The organism is Rhizobium redzepovicii (genome assembly GCF_019793435.1).
GTDB lineage: Bacteria > Pseudomonadota > Alphaproteobacteria > Rhizobiales > Rhizobiaceae > Rhizobium > Rhizobium redzepovicii.
This window is the reverse complement of sequence record NZ_JAILYH010000014.1, coordinates 66,284-84,205: the sequence shown is the minus strand read 5'-3', so window position 1 is coordinate 84,205 and position 17,922 is coordinate 66,284. Positions and strand designations below refer to the sequence as shown.

The 17,922-nt window shown below is 62.3% G+C and carries 15 protein-coding genes; 10 read left to right on the top strand and 5 right to left on the bottom strand.

All coding sequences use genetic code 11. From position 1 onward, the window contains the following. Nucleotides 1-191: 191 nt before the first annotated feature. Together K6N12_RS22135 and K6N12_RS22130 are read right to left on the bottom strand one after the other, a co-directional pair. On the bottom strand, nucleotides 192-1,118 hold the full coding sequence (locus tag K6N12_RS22135) for a pseudouridine-5'-phosphate glycosidase (RefSeq protein WP_054183126.1): 927 nt from the start codon (nucleotides 1,116-1,118) through the stop codon (nucleotides 192-194). Nucleotides 1,119-1,203: 85 nt separating this feature from the next. After that, nucleotides 1,204-2,148, bottom strand: coding sequence for a carbohydrate kinase family protein (locus K6N12_RS22130; RefSeq protein ID WP_097628586.1), 945 nt, complete (start codon nucleotides 2,146-2,148; stop codon nucleotides 1,204-1,206). 228 nt (nucleotides 2,149-2,376) lie between these two features. On the opposite strand from K6N12_RS22130, the gene recA reads away from it, so the two are divergent. From recA to K6N12_RS22115, 3 genes are all read left to right on the top strand, one after another. Next, nucleotides 2,377-3,465 carry a recombinase RecA gene (gene recA, locus K6N12_RS22125; protein ID WP_003586201.1) on the top strand — a complete coding sequence of 363 codons (1,089 nt, stop codon included), beginning with the start codon at nucleotides 2,377-2,379 and terminating at the stop codon, nucleotides 3,463-3,465. Nucleotides 3,466-3,630: 165 nt separating this feature from the next. Next, the gene (gene alaS, locus K6N12_RS22120; protein ID WP_097628587.1) at nucleotides 3,631-6,285 is read left to right on the top strand and encodes an alanine--tRNA ligase; all 2,655 of its coding nucleotides are present in this window, start codon (nucleotides 3,631-3,633) and stop codon (nucleotides 6,283-6,285) included. A 333-nt stretch (nucleotides 6,286-6,618) separates the two neighbouring features. Beyond that, nucleotides 6,619-7,470, top strand: a complete 852-nt coding sequence (locus tag K6N12_RS22115) for an AraC family transcriptional regulator (RefSeq protein WP_097628588.1) — start codon at nucleotides 6,619-6,621, stop codon at nucleotides 7,468-7,470. Nucleotides 7,471-7,504: 34 nt separating this feature from the next. Here K6N12_RS22115 and K6N12_RS22110 read toward each other — a convergent pair whose 3' ends face one another. The 3 genes from K6N12_RS22110 to K6N12_RS22100 all read right to left on the bottom strand — a co-directional run bounded on the left by K6N12_RS22110 (nucleotide 7,505) and on the right by K6N12_RS22100 (nucleotide 9,928). Continuing rightward, nucleotides 7,505-8,131 carry a glutathione S-transferase family protein gene (locus K6N12_RS22110; protein WP_097628589.1) on the bottom strand — a complete coding sequence of 209 codons (627 nt, stop codon included), beginning with the start codon at nucleotides 8,129-8,131 and terminating at the stop codon, nucleotides 7,505-7,507. 68 nt (nucleotides 8,132-8,199) lie between these two features. Further along, nucleotides 8,200-8,646: a GNAT family N-acetyltransferase gene (locus K6N12_RS22105; protein ID WP_088396494.1), complete on the bottom strand. Its 447-nt coding sequence runs from the start codon at nucleotides 8,644-8,646 to the stop codon at nucleotides 8,200-8,202. 70 nt (nucleotides 8,647-8,716) lie between these two features. Next, nucleotides 8,717-9,928, bottom strand: coding sequence for an NADP-dependent isocitrate dehydrogenase (locus K6N12_RS22100; RefSeq protein WP_088396493.1), 1,212 nt, complete (start codon nucleotides 9,926-9,928; stop codon nucleotides 8,717-8,719). Between the two features lie 188 nt (nucleotides 9,929-10,116). Here K6N12_RS22100 and K6N12_RS22095 point away from each other — a divergent pair, with 188 nt between their 5' ends. From K6N12_RS22095 to K6N12_RS22065, 7 genes are all read left to right on the top strand, one after another. Beyond that, complete coding sequence (locus tag K6N12_RS22095) at nucleotides 10,117-10,647, top strand: hypothetical protein (protein ID WP_088396492.1); 531 nt, start codon at nucleotides 10,117-10,119, stop codon at nucleotides 10,645-10,647. A gap of 95 nt (nucleotides 10,648-10,742) precedes the next feature. Next, the gene (locus tag K6N12_RS22090) at nucleotides 10,743-12,779 is read left to right on the top strand and encodes an FUSC family protein (protein WP_179867168.1); all 2,037 of its coding nucleotides are present in this window, start codon (nucleotides 10,743-10,745) and stop codon (nucleotides 12,777-12,779) included. A 4-nt stretch (nucleotides 12,780-12,783) separates the two neighbouring features. After that, nucleotides 12,784-13,614 carry an RNA methyltransferase gene (locus K6N12_RS22085; protein ID WP_097628591.1) on the top strand — a complete coding sequence of 277 codons (831 nt, stop codon included), beginning with the start codon at nucleotides 12,784-12,786 and terminating at the stop codon, nucleotides 13,612-13,614. Further along, entirely contained in the window at nucleotides 13,595-14,395 is an 801-nt protein-coding gene (gene murI / locus K6N12_RS22080; RefSeq protein WP_097628592.1) for a glutamate racemase, read from the top strand. The genes K6N12_RS22085 and murI overlap by 20 nt, the downstream gene beginning before the upstream one ends. 127 nt (nucleotides 14,396-14,522) lie before the next feature. Then, entirely contained in the window at nucleotides 14,523-16,034 is a 1,512-nt protein-coding gene (locus tag K6N12_RS22075; RefSeq protein ID WP_097628593.1) for a helicase HerA domain-containing protein, read from the top strand. A 225-nt stretch (nucleotides 16,035-16,259) separates the two neighbouring features. Beyond that, nucleotides 16,260-16,877 carry a 30S ribosomal protein S4 gene (rpsD, locus tag K6N12_RS22070; protein WP_004676212.1) on the top strand — a complete coding sequence of 206 codons (618 nt, stop codon included), beginning with the start codon at nucleotides 16,260-16,262 and terminating at the stop codon, nucleotides 16,875-16,877. A 72-nt stretch (nucleotides 16,878-16,949) separates the two neighbouring features. Beyond that, nucleotides 16,950-17,879, top strand: coding sequence for a glutaminase (locus tag K6N12_RS22065; RefSeq protein ID WP_097628594.1), 930 nt, complete (start codon nucleotides 16,950-16,952; stop codon nucleotides 17,877-17,879). The last annotated feature ends 43 nt before the right edge of the window (nucleotides 17,880-17,922 follow it).

Below are 17,922 nucleotides of genomic sequence, written 5' to 3'. Positions count from 1 at the left end.
CTGTGGGGAGATCACAAGCGGCGGAACCTTCTCGCCACATCAACGTTTCGGCGAGCTGCGACGCCAATTGTTGGGGGAAGCCATTGCGTCTAGCCAATCTCCCCACCTGTGGGGGAGATGCCCGGTAGGGCAGAGGGGGCTGGAACGGCAGCAGCTGTCTGGCAAGGCGATTCCGGCCTGCCCCGTAGGCCTCACTCACCCAACGCCACGGCAATCTCAGCCGCCAGCCGCGCATTGTTCTCGACCAGCGCAATATTCGTCTTCAGGCTCTGGCCGTCCGTCAGATCGAAGATGGTCGAGAGCAGATAAGGCGTCACCGCCTTGCCCGTGATCTCGTCGCGCTCGGCGCTGTCGAGTGCCCGCTCAATGTAGATCTCCATCTCTTCGCGGGCGATCTCGTCGGCTTCCGGCACCGGATTGGCGATGAGCATGCCGCCGTCGATGCCGAGCTGTTCGCGCACCGTCTGGAAATTGGCGATGGCGGCCGGGCTGTTCAGCGACAGTGGGCTGCGGATGCCCGAGGCGCGTGACCAGAAGGCGGGGAATTCTTCGCTCTCATAGGTGACGACGGGAACGCCGCGGGTTTCCAGCACTTCCAGCGTCTTCGGAATGTCGAGGATCGCCTTGGCGCCGGCGCAGACGACGATGACGCCGGTGCGGGCGAGTTCCTCGAGATCGGCCGATATATCGAAGCTTTCCTCGGCGCCTCGGTGCACGCCTCCGATGCCGCCTGTGGCAAAGACGCGGATGCCGGCGCGGGCGGCGGCAATCATCGTCGCGGCCACCGTGGTGGCGCCGGTGCGGCGCTCGGCGATCGCGAAGGCGAGATCGGCGCGCGATACCTTCATCACTTCGGTCGCCTTGGCAAGCTGCTCCAGTTCGCCGGCTTCAAGGCCGATATGCAGCGTGCCATGAATGACGGCGATGGTTGCCGGCACCGCGCCCTGTTCGCGAATGATCGTCTCGACGCTGCGGGCCATCTCGATATTGCCGGGATAGGGCATGCCATGGGTGATGATGGTCGATTCTAGCGCCACCAGCGGCGCGCCGCGCTGCTTGGCGCTGGCAACCTCTTTCGAATAGGCAATCGGCAGAAGGGGCGAAATGGGCTTGGTCATGATGTTGTCCTGTCGTCGATGAGCATGATGCCGAAGCGTGTCAGCGGTTTTCGCACCTCATGCTCGACTATTTAATATAGCGGCTTCAATGCAGAATTCTGACCTCGGGAACAAGGGCAAGCGCCGCATTCAAGAGATCCGGCGTCAGATTTTCGTTGACGGCGTGCCGCGACTGCACGGTGAGCGTTGCGGCAGCCGTGCCGTGGCGAACGGCCTCTTCGAGCGGCAGACCGAGCATCAGGGCGGCAAGCGTGCCGGCCGCAAGAGAATCGCCGGCTCCGGTGACGTCGGCGACCGTGTCGGCGATCGGCGGCTGCAGCGTCACGGCGCGGCCCTTGCAAAGTGCCACGAGCTCGCGGCGGCCGCGGGTGACGACGGCGTTCCTGATGCCGATCTGGTTCAGAAGCGGCGGCCAGCCGGCAGCGTCTTCCGGCTGTTTACCGGCAAGGGCAGCGGCCTCGGCTTCATTCAGGAACAGGTAGTCGATATCCGCGATGCACTGTTTCAGCCTGACGACCTTGGCCGGCGAGATGGCAATCGCCGCGACCGGCTTCGCCAGGGAATGCGCCTTGGCAACGATCGCTGCGATCGTCTCCTCCGGCAGGTTGGCGTCGAAAAGAATGAGATCATGGGCGGCGAAAGCTTCGCGCACCCAGCGGATGGAGAGACGCCGCGGCACGAAGAATCGGTAGAGATCCATGTCGGCAAGGGCGATCACCAGATTGCCGTCCTTCTCGATGATCGCCGTATAGCTCGGGGTCTTGCGGTCGAGGAACACGAAAGGCCGGTCGTCGATGCCGGCGAAATCGGCGGCTTCGCCGACCATCTCGCCGATGGAGTCGCCGCCGCGTGGCGAAATCATCGTCACCTGAAAACCGAGCCTTGCCAGGTTGCGGGCCGCATTGAAGCCGCCGCCGCCCGGCTCCTCGAACCAGGTGCCGGGATTGCTGGCGCCCGGCGCCGTTTCGCCGGAGATCCGGCCGCGCCGGTCGATATGGGCGCCGCCGAGAACAAGAATCTTTTTCTTCACTTCAACCGCCTTCCGATGCCCGAAGCGCGAATCGAGACGGTGCTAGCAGCCGCGGCAAAGCCGGTGCATAAGGCCTAAGCCGTTGCTTTGCATCGATAAAACAAATATAGAACACAGGCTGTTTTACCTTTTTCTTTCAATCGTTTGATCGCCTATTGCGGAAATAGAACAAATGGGGTACAAACTCGACATTGCTTGGGCGGCTTCAATAACCTAAAGGTGGATCGGATGTCTCAGAATTCATTGCGGCTGGTAGAGGACAAATCGGTGGACAAAAGCAAAGCGCTTGAAGCGGCACTCTCACAGATAGAGCGGTCGTTCGGCAAGGGCTCGATCATGAAACTCGGCTCCAACGAGAATGTTGTCGAGATCGAGACGATCTCGACCGGCTCGCTTGGCCTCGATATCGCACTTGGCGTTGGTGGTCTGCCGAGGGGCCGTATCATCGAAATTTACGGGCCGGAAAGCTCGGGTAAGACGACGCTTGCGCTGCAGACCATTGCGGAAGCGCAGAAGAAGGGCGGCATTTGCGCCTTCGTTGATGCCGAACATGCGCTCGATCCCGTCTATGCCCGCAAGCTTGGCGTCGATCTGCAGAACCTTTTGATCTCGCAGCCCGATACCGGCGAGCAGGCGCTCGAAATCACCGATACGCTCGTGCGCTCTGGCGCCGTCGACGTTCTCGTCGTCGACTCGGTCGCCGCACTGACGCCGCGCGCCGAAATCGAAGGCGAGATGGGCGACAGTCTTCCCGGCTTGCAGGCGCGCCTGATGAGCCAGGCGCTGCGCAAGCTCACGGCTTCGATTTCCAAGTCGAACACCATGGTGATCTTCATCAACCAGATCCGCATGAAGATCGGCGTCATGTTCGGTTCGCCTGAGACGACAACCGGCGGCAATGCGCTGAAGTTCTACGCCTCCGTGCGCCTCGACATCCGCCGCATCGGCGCGGTCAAGGAGCGCGAAGAGGTGATCGGCAACCAGACCCGCGTCAAGGTCGTCAAGAACAAGATGGCGCCGCCCTTCAAGCAGGTCGAATTCGACATCATGTATGGCGAGGGCGTTTCCAAGACCGGCGAACTGGTCGATCTCGGCGTCAAGGCCGGCATCGTCGAGAAATCCGGTGCCTGGTTCTCCTATAACAGCCAGCGTCTCGGCCAAGGCCGCGAAAACGCCAAGACCTTCCTGCGCGACAATCCGGATCTCGCCCGTGAGATCGAGCTGTCGCTGCGCCAGAATGCCGGCCTGATCGCCGACCGCTTCCTGCAGAACGGCGGACCGGATCCCGATGATGGTGACGCTGCCGCGGAAATGTAATTTTCGCGATCGGTTTTCCGCCAGTCCCTTTGAAAATCCAAGCCGGCTGCATTCCCTGATCAGAATGCGGCCGGTTTTGTTTGTCTGCTGGACAGTGGCGGAGGTGAACGTTAAAAGCCGATGGATTTAGATTTACCTGCCTCCGGCAGCATTGAAGGGCATAGCATGAGCGGTGTGAACGATATCCGGTCGACATTCCTCGACTATTTCAAGAAGAACGGTCATGAGATCGTCTCGTCGAGCCCGCTCGTGCCGCGCAACGACCCGACGCTGATGTTCACCAATGCCGGCATGGTGCAGTTCAAGAACGTCTTCACCGGCCTGGAGAAACGCCCTTATTCCACGGCGACCACCTCGCAGAAATGCGTGCGCGCCGGCGGCAAGCATAACGACCTCGACAATGTCGGCTATACCGCCCGCCACCTGACCTTCTTCGAAATGCTCGGCAACTTTTCGTTTGGCGACTATTTCAAGGAGAATGCGATCGAGCTTGCCTGGAAGCTCGTCACCGAAGGTTTCGATCTGCCGAAACATCGCCTGCTGGTCACCGTCTATTCCGAAGACGAGGAAGCCGCGACGCTGTGGAGGAAGATCGCCGGCTTGTCCGACGACAAGATCATCCGCATCCCGACCTCCGACAATTTCTGGCAGATGGGCGATACCGGCCCCTGCGGCCCATGCTCTGAAATCTTCATAGACCAGGGCGAGAACGTCTGGGGCGGCCCTCCCGGTTCGCCGGAGGAGGATGGCGACCGGTTCCTGGAATTCTGGAACCTCGTCTTCATGCAGTTCGAGCAGATCGAACCCGGCGTGCGCAATCCGCTGCCGCGTCCGTCGATCGATACTGGCATGGGTCTAGAGCGCATGGCCTGCATCCTGCAGGGCGTCCAGAGCGTCTTCGACACCGACCTGTTCCGCACGCTGATCGGCGCCATCGAAGAGACGATGGGCGCCAAGGCTGAGGGCAGCGCCAGCCACCGCGTCATCGCCGACCATCTGCGCTCCTCGGCCTTCCTGATCGCCGACGGCGTGCTGCCGTCGAATGAAGGCCGCGGCTATGTGTTGCGCCGTATCATGCGTCGCGCCATGCGACACGCCCAGCTTCTCGGCGCCAAGGAGCCGCTGATGTACAAGCTGCTGCCGACGCTGGTGCAGGAGATGGGCCGCGCCTATCCGGAACTCGTGCGTGCCGAAGCGTTGATCTCGGAGACGCTGAAACTCGAAGAAGGCCGCTTCCGCAAGACGCTGGAGCGTGGCCTGTCGCTGCTGTCGGATGCGACCACGGATCTCGGCAAGGGCGACATGCTGGACGGCGAGACCGCCTTCAAGCTCTACGACACCTACGGCTTCCCGCTCGACCTGACGCAGGACGCTTTGCGCGCCCGTGAGATCGGCGTCGATATCTCCGGTTTTACCGATGCCATGCAGCGCCAGAAGGCCGAAGCCCGTTCGCACTGGGCCGGTTCCGGCGAGAAGGCAACCGAAACCATCTGGTTCGAGCTTAGGGAAAAGAACGGGGCAACCGAATTCCTGGGTTACGACACCGAAACCGCCGAAGGCGTGGTGCAGGCGATCGTCAAGGACGGGGCTGCTGCTGAAGAAGCCCAGGCCGGCGACAAGGTGCAGATCGTCGTGAACCAGACGCCGTTCTATGGCGAATCCGGCGGTCAGATGGGCGATACCGGCATCATTTCGTCCGACCACGGCAGAATAGAGATATCGGACACGCAGAAGAAGGGCGAAGGCCTCTTCGTGCATTCCGGCGTCGTTGTCGAAGGCGCATTCAAGAGCGGCGATGCGGTTGTTCTCACCGTCGATCACGCCCGCCGTTCGCGGCTGCGCGCCAACCACTCGGCAACACACCTGCTGCACGAGGCGCTGCGCGAAGTGCTCGGCACCCATGTTGCCCAGAAGGGTTCGCTGGTCGCGCCCGAGCGCCTGCGTTTCGACGTGTCGCATCCGAAGCCGATGTCGACCGAGGAGCTGAAGATCGTCGAGGATATGGCCAACGAGATCGTGCTGCAGAATTCTCATGTCACGACCCGGCTGATGAGCGTCGACGACGCCATCGAGGAAGGCGCCATGGCGCTCTTCGGCGAGAAGTACGGCGATGAAGTGCGGGTCGTCTCGATGGGCACAGGCGTTCATGGCGCAAAGAGCAACAAGCCTTACTCGGTCGAGCTTTGTGGCGGCACGCATGTGTCGGCCACCGGTCAGATCGGCCTGATCCGCGTTCTCGGCGAAAGTGCCGTCGGCGCCGGGGTTCGCCGCATCGAAGCGCTGACCGGTGAATCGGCGCGCGAATATCTGGCTGAGCAGGACGATCGCGTGAAGACGCTGGCTGCCTCGCTGAAGGTTCAGCCTTCGGAGGTTCTGTCGCGTGTCGAAGCGTTGATGGACGAGCGCCGCAAGCTCGAAAGGGAACTGGCCGACGCCAAGCGCAAACTTGCCATGGGCGGCGGGCAGGGCGGCTCGGCCGATGCCGTGCGCGAAGTCGCCGGCGTCAAGTTCCTCGGCAAGTCGATATCGGGCGTCGATCCCAAGGACCTCAAAGGGCTTGCCGATGACGGCAAGACCAGCATCGGCTCCGGCGTCGTGACGCTGATCGGCGTCTCCGACGACGGCAAGGCGAGTGCGGTCGTCGCCGTGACGCCGGATCTCGTGGATCGTTTCAGTGCTGTCGATCTGGTGCGCGTCGCCTCGGCCGCCCTCGGCGGCAAGGGCGGCGGCGGCCGCCCCGACATGGCCCAGGCCGGCGGCCCCGACGGCTCGAAGGCCGACGAGGCGATCGAAGCGGTGGCCGTAGCACTCGCGGGCTGAGCTGCCGGGTTACGTCGGCTCTCCTCCCTCATTCCTGTGCTTGTCACACGAATCCAGTGCGCCCAAGTCATTGGGCGCGAAAGATCTTTTTTCTTTCGGTACTGATTCATTCACGGCGCGGACGCGCCGTGAATGGAATCCTGTGACGAGCACAGGAATGAGGGACGTTGGCGTGATGCCGGTGTACCCGCCTCGTCCTTCGAGGCACCTGCTCGGCACGTCAGCAAGGATAAGGCTCTCTTGAACTTTGGCGCTCCGGAGCCGGCAAGTCCGCAGGATTTGTCAAATCGGGCTATGCTTTGTTGCATCCGATCGATTTGCAGGAGGTTTGACATGAACGGGGAAACGGCATGGGCACTTTATGAAACCCGTCTGAGACGGGTATCGGCTTATATTCACGACCACCTCGACGAGGAGCTGGATATGGCGCGCCTGGCCGAGATCGCCTGCATGTCCAGCTATCACTGGCACAGGATCTATCGGGCGATTTACGGCGAGACGCTGGCGGCCACCGTCAAGCGGCTGCGGCTGCATCGCGCGGCGGGCGAAATCGTCCGCACGGAGCTTGCCGTCCGTGAGATTGCGAAGCGATCAGGCTATCCCAATCTCCAATCCTTCAACCGCATTTTCAAGTCGGTCTACGGCATGCCGCCGGCACGCTATCGGAAAGAGGGAAGCCACACAGCCTTCCAACCCTCACCTAACGGAAAGATCAAAGCCATGTTCGACGTTACCATACGTGAGATCGCACCCACCGAACTGATCGGTGTTGCCCATGCCGGCTCCTATATGGAGATCGGCAAAGCCTTCGAAACATTGTTCGGCACGCTTTACGCGCGTGGTCTCGCCAGGCCCGACATGCGGATGATCGGTGTCTATCTCGACGATCCTGATATCGTGCCGGCCGAACAGCTGCGCTCGATCGCCTGCGTCACCGGCGTTTCCGCGGGGTCGGCCGAAGCGCCGTTCGAGCGGCGCACGATCGACGGCGGCGACTACGCCGTGCTGCGCCATAAAGGCCCCTATGCCGACATGCACAAGGCCTACCAGTGGCTCTATGCGGAGTGGCTGCCGAAATCCGGGCGGCAACTGAAGGACAGCGTCATGTTCGAGGAATATCTCAACAACCCGCGCGACGTGCCGCCGACCGAGCTGATGACGGATATCCATATGCCGCTTGCCTGAGGGCTGACATCCCGGCGCGGCGCGGCGATGACGATCAGGCGGCCTGCATCGTCTTGCCGGCCTCATCATCCAGCGCATTGGCGCGCTTATAGGGCTCACGTTCGCTGATGCGGCCGAAGTAATCGACGAAGGCCTGGCGCTTTTCGATGCTGCCGAAGCCGAGACCCCAGCCGATATGCGAGCCGACATAGACGTCGGCGGCGGTGAAGCGCTCGCCGGCGACGTAGGTCGAGCCGGAGACGGCCATTTCGAGTGTGTTCATGACGTCGCCGAAACCGCCGCAGCCGGCCATGCGGAGGCGTTCTGCTGGAATTTCGAAGCCGAGCGCCTTCATCGTCACCGCCGATTCCAGCGGGCCGGCGGCAAAGAACATCCAGCGGTAGTAGCGGGCGCGCTCTTCCTGCTTGGGGGCCAAACCTTTTTCGGGGAAGGTCTCGGCGAGATAGGCACAGATCGCTGCGCATTCAGTGACGACGGTGTTGCCATGGCGGATCGCCGGAACCTTGCCCATCGGGTTGATGCGCAGATATTCCGGCGCCTTCATGCGTTCGCCGAAGGTCAGGAGTTCGGTGCGATAGGGCTGACCGATTTCCTCCAGCATCCAGCGCGCGATGCGGCCGCGTGACATCGGGTTCGTGTAGAATACCAATTCTTCGGTCATGACATCCTCCTCCTGTTGCGTCGCTCGGAATCAATAGCGCGGGGAGGTCTTTGTGCAACCCCCGATCTTCAAAGAGCCTTGCGGTACTGGATGAAGCCTGAGCGCTCGGCGATCTTGTCGTAGAGCCGCCTCGCCGTGGCATTCGTTTCATGCGTCATCCAATAAAGCCTGCCTGCGCCGTTTTGACGGGCAAGATCGGCGACCGCATCGATCAGCGCGGCGCCGGTACCGAGCCCGCGCTGGCTGTTTTCGACATAGAGATCCTGCAGGTAGCACGTCCATTGCGGCAGCCAGCAGGAGCGGTGAAAGATGGCATGGACGATGCCGACGAGGCGGCCGTCTCCATCGAAGGCGCCGAGCGCATGCATCGGTTCGCTGGGATCGTGGAAACGGCCCCAGGTGAGATCGGTGGTTTCGGGTGGGATGACCACTTCGTAGAAGCGCTGATACGCCTCCCACAGGGTTTCCCAAGCGGCGCGGTCGGATGGTTCCAGCGGGCGTACGGTCGCCGTCATCAGCTGTTCTCCCAAAATGAAAACGGCGGGGAAATCCCCGCCGTTCCGATGCTATCCCGAAAGAGGAGGCTTACGCCATCGCCTTCTGCAGGTTCTGGTCGATCTTGTCGAGGAAGGCGGTGGTCGACAGCCACGGCTGGTCGGGGCCGATCAAGAGCGCCAGGTCCTTGGTCATGAAGCCGGATTCGACGGTATCGACGCAGACCTTTTCGAGCGTCGAAGCGAAGCGGCCAAGCTCGGCGTTGTCGTCGAGCTTGGCGCGATGGGCGAGGCCGCGGGTCCAGGCGAAGATCGAGGCGATCGAGTTCGTCGAGGTTTCCTGGCCCTTCTGGTGCTGGCGGTAATGGCGGGTAACCGTGCCGTGGGCGGCTTCGGCTTCCACCGTCTTGCCATCCGGCGTCAGCAGCACCGAGGTCATCAGGCCGAGCGAGCCGAAGCCCTGGGCAACCGTGTCAGACTGGACGTCGCCGTCATAGTTCTTGCAGGCCCAGACATAACCGCCCGACCACTTGAGCGCCGAGGCGACCATGTCGTCGATCAGACGGTGTTCATAGGTGATGCCGGCTTCCTTGAACTGATCCTTGAATTCTGTCTCGTAGACTTCCTCGAAGATGTCCTTGAAGCGGCCGTCATAGGCTTTGAGGATGGTGTTCTTGGTCGACAGGTAGACCGGCCATTTGCGCATCAGGCCGTACATCATCGAGGCGCGGGCGAATTCGCGGATCGATTCATCGAGGTTGTACATGGCCATGGCGACGCCGGCGCCCGGCGCGTTGAAGACTTCCTTCTCGATGACGGTGCCGTCTTCGCCGACGAACTTGATCGTCAGCTTGCCCTTGCCGGGGAACTTGAAGTCGGTGGCGCGGTACTGGTCGCCGAAGGCGTGGCGGCCGACGACGATCGGCTGGGTCCAGCCGGGAACCAGGCGCGGCACGTTCTTGCAGATGATCGGCTCGCGGAAGATGACGCCGCCGAGGATGTTGCGGATCGTGCCGTTCGGGCTCTTCCACATTTCCTTGAGGTTGAATTCCTTGACGCGGGCCTCATCCGGCGTGATCGTCGCGCACTTGATGCCGACGCCGTACTTCTTGATGGCATTGGCGGCGTCGACGGTCACCTGGTCGTTGGTGGCGTCGCGGTTTTCGACGGAGAGGTCGAAATAGTCGATATCGAGGTCGAGATACGGATGGATCAGCTTATCCTTGATGAGCTGCCAGATGATGCGCGTCATTTCATCGCCGTCGAGATCGGCGACGGGATTGGCGACCTTGATCTTGTTCATGTATCTGCCTCGTTCGAGCTTGAAGGGGACAAGCGTCCCGGGTGGGTGACCTGATGAGGAGCGCTATAGCACTGTGAACCGGGAACGCAAAGCTGCAACGGGTTTCACAATGCGTTTTTGCCGGCATTGCCAAGCGCTGAAATCTGGCTAGTGTCCGCGTTGATTTGCCCGCCCCGGAACATTCGATCATGAAGACAATCGCCGTTGTTATCGCAAGCCTTATCGCCTTTTCAGGCGCCGCCCACGCGGCCGATGCCACGGCTCCCGTGAAGGAGATCATGGACGCAACCAGGAGCAACTGGGCCGACAACAATAGCGACTGGACCGACATCTTCGATGCGAGCCGGCTCGACCAACTCTACAGCAAGGACTTCATCGCAAAATATCAGGCGGCCGCGCAATTTCCCGCCGGCGACGACGACGACGGCATATCGCCCTTCGATTACGATGTCATCGTCAACGGCCAGGATGCATGCCCGCTGGAGGATCTGACGATGGCGGCTGCGCCCCCGGTCAACGGGACGACCGAGGTCACGGTGCGCTTCAAGAAATCCGCCTGCGCGGACACTCCTGACGCCAAGGACTACACAACCGTTCGCTTCGAGGTGGTCGAGGAGGCTGGCCAAGCCGTCATCGATGATATCGTCACCGAGAATATCGAAACGCAGGGCCGCGATTCCCTGAAGGCGACGATGGCGCTGATTGCCAAGGGCCAATAGGCGCGCGACAGTCGCGAGCGTCGAGATTCGATCGCGGGCGATTTGCTTCGCCCGGCATGGCATTATCTGTCGATCCTTCCGCGGCATGAGGAGGCCTGCATTTGTTTTCCGGTTTTCAGGCTCGCGACTGGCTGCTTGCCAATGATCCGGCGCTTTCGCGTCTGCGCATGGCCCTGCGGGTGACGCTGACGATCGTTTTCTCCTTTTTGGTCCTTCTTGCCATCCACATGCTCATCCTGTCGTTGCCGACCGCGGCCTTTGGCCTCGGCATTGTGCTGTCGATCGAAGGCGGCGTGGCGGTGCGCGACAAGGGCAATTCCCGCCAGTTGGTGACGCGGCTCTTCGGCTGTGTGGCAAGCCTCGCCGTCGTCGGCATTGCCGCGGGGCTCGAGGATCGCCGCTTTCTCTCCGATCTCGTCTTCCTGGTGGTGATCGCGCTCGCATCGGCGGGACGGGTGTTCGGGCCGCGCGGTTTTGCCATCGGCATGTTCGCCTTCACCTCCTATTTCATGGGCGCCTATTTCCGGCCTCCGCTTGCCGAGCTGCCTGAAGTGGCGATCGGCCCTGTCGTCGCGGTGCTCGTCGGCCATCTGGTCAGGGCGGTTCTGCTGCCCGACGATTGGCGGCGCGATCTGTTGCGTTCGCTCGAAAGCGTCAGGGGTCGGATCAACCAGATCCTCTTCAAGCTCGCCGCCATCGCCGGCGGCGCCGAGATCGGCGAAGCCGACCGGCAGGAACTGCGCCAGCTGGAAGACCGGCTGAAGGAAGTGGTGCTGATGGCGGAGACCTTCATCCCGCGCCCGCCGGCCGGTGTTTTCGACGGCGCCGCCGACCCAGCCGCCGAACTGGCGATCCGGCTTTTCGACGCTCATCTTGCCGCCGAGAGCGCGATCGTGCTGAGCTTCCAGAGCCCGCCGCCTTTTGCGCTCGTCCATGCCGTTATCGAGGCGGATACGGCGGAAGTTGCAAGATTTGAAGGGATGGCCGACGCCATCAGGGATCAGCCGCAGGGAGAAACCCTGCGGGCCCTTCTCTGGCTCGGCGAGGCGCGGCAGCAGTTGACGCAGGCGATCGGCGAGGGGCAGGCCTCCGGTTTCTCCGAGATCGACGCGATCAAGGATACGGCGCAATCCCAGGCGATCGACTTTTCTTTCGCCAATCCTCTGCTGCGTTCGGCACTGCAGATCACCATCGCGTCGGCGATCGCCATGAGCTTCGGCCTGCTCTTGTCACGCGAACGCTGGTTCTGGGCGGTGCTTGCTTCCTTCCTCGTCTTTACCAACACCAATTCGCGCGGCGACACTGCGATGAGGGCGCTGTCGCGCTCGCTCGGCACCGTGTTCGGGATTGCCATCGGCCTTGTGCTGGCAACGCTGATTTCAGGCGAGCCCGATATTGCCATTCCGGTTGCCGCCGTCTGTATCTTCCTCGCCTTCTATTTCCTGCAGGTTTCCTATGCGACGATGACCTTCTTCATCTCGATCGTGCTCTGCCTGGTCTACGGCATGACGGGCGTGCTGACGCTCGATCTGTTGAAGCTGCGCATCGGCGAGACCATGATTGGGGCTGCGGCCGGAACGGCGGTCGCCTTCATCGTCTTTCCGACACGCACGCGTGGCGCGCTCGATTCCGCGCTTGCCCGCTGGTTCCAGGCGCTGCGCGACCTGCTCGGGGCGCTTAGCGAGGGTAAGAGCGGTTTCGAGCTGATGGCGCTGTCACAGAAGATCGATGCCTGCTACCGCGACGTGACGGTGGCGGCGCGGCCGCTCGGCTCGTCGTGGTCGGTGGTGACGCGGCCGGGCCAGATCCGCCAGACGCTGGCGATCTTCCTGTCCTGCACCTATTGGGCGCGTATCCTGGCAAAGAATTATCAAGCGCCGGCCGCCGACACTCTGAAAGGGCTGATTGCGGCGGATCTGGCGCTGATCGACGATGCTGCCCCGCGCGGATCCAGCTGCTTCCTGATCAAGCGCAAGGCATCGCGGACGACAGGACGACACCTGCCGCTGTCGCGCGAGGGCGCCAGGCTCGGGCTCGAAATGATCGGTTCGGCGCTGGAAAGGCTCTATCCGCAGGCCGACGTCTTGCCGTTTGCGACGGGCGAGGCTATTGCGCGCTCGAAACAAGGATAAGACCATGGCAGGCACGAACAGCGAGCGTCAACTTCTGGCCGAGGGGCCGGCCGTCATTCTGGTCGAGCCGCAGATGGGCGAGAATATCGGCATGGTGGCGCGCGCCATGGCGAATTTCGGCTTGGCAGAACTGCGCCTCGTCAATCCGCGTGACGGCTGGCCGAACGAAAAGGCGCTGGCGACCGCCTCCAAGGCCGATCATGTGATCGCGGCAACGAAGGTCTACGACACGCTGGAGCAGGCGGTCGCCGATCTCAACTTCGTCTATGCGACGACGGCACGCGAGCGCGACGGTTATAAGCCGGTGCGCTCCCCGGTCATCGCCGCCGAGATGCTGAGGGCGAAATTCCGTGCGGGCGAGGGCACCGGCATTCTCTTCGGGCGCGAGCGCTGGGGGTTGACCAATGAGGAAGTGGCGCTGGCCGACGAGATCGTCACCTTTCCCGTCAATCCGGCCTTTGCCTCGCTGAATATCGCCCAGGCCGTGCTGCTGATGTCCTATGAATGGATGAAGTCCGGCATGGAGGATATTGGCGCCGTGCCCTTCCAGGCGATCGGGCAGACACCCTCGACCAAGGAGCAGTTGTTCGGCCTGTTCGATCAGCTGGAAGAGGCGCTCGATGCGCGCGGTTATTTCCATCCTGCCGGGAAAAAGCCCAAAATGGTCGACAATCTGCGTGCAGTTCTATCCCGCCGGGCTTTCACGGAGCAGGAAATCAGCGTGTTGCGCGGCGTCATCTCATCTCTCGACCGCTTCTCGCGCAAGAGCCCGCGCGGCGGCAGGTTCCCGACACCGGCCAAGGAAACACCGCCAGATGACAGCGACGACGCGTGAGCTGAAACCTATCCTTCTCTTTGATTCCGGCATCGGCGGGCTGACCGTCTTGCGCGAGGCGCGCGTCTTGATGCCGGAGCGCGGCTTCATCTATGTCGCCGACGATGCTGGTTTTCCCTATGGCGGCTGGGAGGAACAGGCGCTGAAGGAGCGGGTTATCGGGCTCTTCGCCAAGCTGCTGGCGGATTATGACCCTGAAGTGTGCATCATCGCCTGCAATACCGCCTTCACTCTGGTCGGCGCCGACCTGCGCGCCGCCTTTCCCCAGATGACCTTTGTCGGCACCGTGCCGGCGATCAAGCCGGCGGCGGAGCGCACGCGCTCAGGTCTGGTCTCGGTGCTCGCGACGCCCGGCACGGTAAGGCGGGCCTATACGCGCGATCTCATCCAATCCTTCGCGCAGCAATGCCATGTCCGCCTCGTCGGCTCTGAGAACCTCGCGCGCATGGCCGAAGCCTATATCCGCGGCGACGCCGTCTCCGATGACGCCGTGCTTGCCGAAATCGACCAGTGTTTCGTCGAGAGGGACGGCCAGAAGACCGATATCGTCGTGCTGGCCTGCACCCATTATCCCTTCATGGCCAATCTGTTCCGGCGGATTGCCCCGTGGCCGGTCGATTGGCTCGATCCGGCCGAAGCAATCGCACGGCGCGCCCGCACGCTGGTTCCGCTGGTTGCCGATGCCGTGCATCCCGACAATTTCGACTTCGCCGTGTTTACCTCAGGCCAGCAGGATTTCGCGACGCGGCGGCTGATGCAGGGATTCGGCCTGAGGGCTTGAGGGAATTGTCCTGTGGGTTGGCAAAATCCGGCCCTGAACATCAGCAGATTCTTTGATAGACGGGGCGTTGCCGTTTCGGAAGAATGGCGTTTCGTTCATGTGAGTCTCTTCGTCGCGAGGATCGGCATTGCAAGTTGGCATCGATATGGGATTGGCGTCCGGCAGCCCGGCGACGCTCGATATCGAGGAGCTGCTGGCGACCCGTCTGCTCGTGCAGGGTAATTCCGGATCGGGGAAGTCGCATCTCTTGCGCCGTCTGCTCGAGCAATCGGCGCAATGGGTGCAGCAGGTCATCATCGATCCCGAGGGTGATTTCGTCACCCTCAGCGACAGGTTCGGCCATATCGTCGTCGACGGCGAACGCACCGAGGCGGAGTTGGCTGGTATTGCCAACCGCATTCGCCAGCATCGCGTTTCCTGCGTGCTGACGCTGGAAGGACTCGACATCGAGCAGCAGATGCGTGCCGCTGCCGCCTTCCTCAACGGCATGTTCGATGCCGACCGCGAATACTGGTATCCCGTTCTTGTCGTCGTCGATGAAGCGCAGATGTTTGCGCCGTCCGTCGGTGGCGACGTCTCGGAAGATGCGCGCAAGATGTCGCTGGGCGCGATGACCAATCTGATGTGCCGCGGCCGCAAGCGCGGGCTTGCCGGCGTCATTGCCACGCAGCGTCTCGCCAAACTCGCCAAGAACGTCGCGGCCGAGGCCTCGAACTTCCTGATGGGCCGTACCTTCCTCGATATCGACATGGCGCGCGCTGCCGACCTGCTCGGCATGGACCGGCGCCAGGCGGAGATGTTTAGAGACCTGAAGCGCGGCAATTTCGTCGCCCTCGGCCCGGCGCTGTCGCGTCGGCCGCTTCCAATCCAGATCGGCGCGGTGGAAACCTCAGCGCGCTCCTCCAGCCCGAAGCTGATGCCGCTGCCGGATGCGCCGCAGGATGTCGAGGATCTGATCTTCACGCCCGATCCGGAAGAATTCCAGCGTCCGCTCGTGCGCCGCGCGCCGCCGGCGCCGCGGCCGACCACCGATATACTGGCGGAGCTCTCACGCTCGACGCCGGCGGCGTCACCCGCATCTGTCGAGGCGAGGGCGAGCCAGATGGAGGTCTCCGCCGAGGAGCGGGAAGAGCGCCTCGCAGGCGTGCTTGCCGAAATCCTCGACGATCCCACCTCCGCCTTCCGTACCGATTCGGTACTCTACCAGGACTTTCTCGTGCGGCTGCGCATGCGCCGCGTGCCGGGACCGCCGATCGCGCTGCCGGATTTTCGACGGCGTGTGGCGATCTCCCGCTCCGGTGTCGATACCGCGACAGCGGCGACCGACGAGTGGGCGACGGCGCTGTCGCTGTCATCTGGCGTTACCGACGACCTGCAGGGTGTGTTCCTGATGCTCGCCAAGGCTGCCGCCTGCGGTGAGCCGTGCCCGTCGGACGCCCGCATCGCCCGCGCCTATGGCACCCACTCGGCGCGGCGCGCGCGGCGCCTGCTCGGTTATTTCGAGGAGCAGGGGATCGTCGTCGTCCACACGGATTTCTCCGGCAAACGCATCGTGGCATTCCCCGACATGAATTGCCAGACCGCGCCGGGCGACGCGAATGCGCCCGATACGGGTGATCAGCCGCTGGCTGCGGAATAGTGGCGCTTTCGGGCTTTGGCGCAGTTGACATTTTCATGACGGGCCTCTAAAGACCGCGCCAAGCACCGGGCAGCAATGTCCGGTGTTTCATTTGACATGTCCCGTGGATCGTTTCTGTTCGCGTAACCGGAACATCCTGTCAGATCTCGGCAGAGATCAGAGGAGGGCGTGTTTCCTTTGCGCGGTTTGGCAACAAACCGGCATAAACCTTTGAAAGGAAATACGATGAGCAAGCGCGAATCGTCCAAGTACAAAATTGACCGCCGTATGGGCGAAAACATCTGGGGCCGTCCGAAGTCCCCGGTGAACCGCCGCGAATATGGCCCGGGCCAGCACGGCCAGCGCCGCAAGGGCAAGCTTTCGGACTTCGGTGTGCAGCTGCGCGCCAAGCAGAAGCTCAAGGGCTACTACGGCGACCTGCGCGAAAAGCAGTTCCGCGCGATCTTCGCTGAAGCCGACCGCCGCAAGGGCGACACGTCTGAAAACCTGATCGGCCTGCTGGAGTCGCGCCTCGACGCGATCGTCTATCGCGCCAAGTTCGTTCCGACGGTCTTTGCTGCCCGTCAGTTCGTCAACCATGGCCACGTCACCGTCAACGGCGTGCGCGTCAACATCGGTTCTTACCGCTGCAAGGCTGGCGACGTTATCGAAGTTCGCGAGAAGTCGAAGCAGCTGGTGACCGTTCTGGAAGCCGTCAGCCTCGCTGAGCGCGACGTTCCTGATTATATCGAAGTCGATCACAACAAGATGGTCGCTACTTTCGGCCGCGTCCCGACGCTCAGCGACGTTCCGTTCCCGGTCGTCATGGAACCGCATCTGGTCGTCGAATTCTATTCGCGTTAATAAGAACCAGGCGTTTTCGCTTATGGAAAAGCCGCTCTTTCGGGCGGCTTTTTTGTTATCCGGAGAGAAGCGATGGCGGATCTGCAGGCAATCCTCGATAGTATCCATACCGATATCCTGCCGCGCATCGGCGAGGGTAAGGTCGCCGACTATATTCCCGAGCTTGCCAAGGTCGATCCACGGCAGTTCGGCATGGCGATCGTCACCGTCGACGGCAAGGTCTACCGTGTCGGCGATGCGGACATTGCCTTCTCGATCCAGAGCATCTCCAAGGTCTTCATGCTGACCTTGGCGCTTGGCAAGGTCGGCGAGGGTCTTTGGAAGCGCGTCGGGCGAGAACCGTCAGGATCGGCGTTCAATTCCATCGTCCAGCTCGAGCATGAGAGCGGCATCCCGCGCAATCCCTTCATCAATGCCGGCGCGATCGCCGTCAGCGATGTCGTCATGGCCGGCCACGCGCCGCGTGAAGCGATCGGCGAATTGTTGCGCTTCGTGCGTTATCTCGCCGATGACGAATCGATCACCATCGACGACAAGGTGGCGCGTTCGGAAACGCAGACGGGATATCGGAATGTCGCGCTTGCCAACTTCATGCGCGCCTACCGCAATCTCGATCACCCGGTCGACCACGTGCTCGGCGTCTATTTTCATCAATGCGCGCTGTCGATGAGCTGCGAACAGCTGGCCCGCGCCGGGCTGTTCCTCGCAGCGCGCGGCAGCAATCCGATGACCGGCCATTCCGTCGTGTCTCCGAAGCGGGCGCGGCGCATCAATGCGCTGATGCTGACCTGCGGCCATTACGACGGCTCAGGCGATTTCGCCTATCATGTCGGCCTGCCCGGCAAGAGCGGTGTGGGCGGCGGCATCTTCGCGGTTGCGCCGGGCATTGCCTCGATCGCTGTCTGGTCGCCGGGCTTGAACAAGGTCGGCAACTCGCAGCTCGGCGCCGTAGCGCTGGAAATGCTGGCGGCGCGTACCGGCTGGTCGGTTTTCGGCGATTGACGCTGTGTTGGCGAACTCGTTTCTGCTAAGGCAGACAGACCTC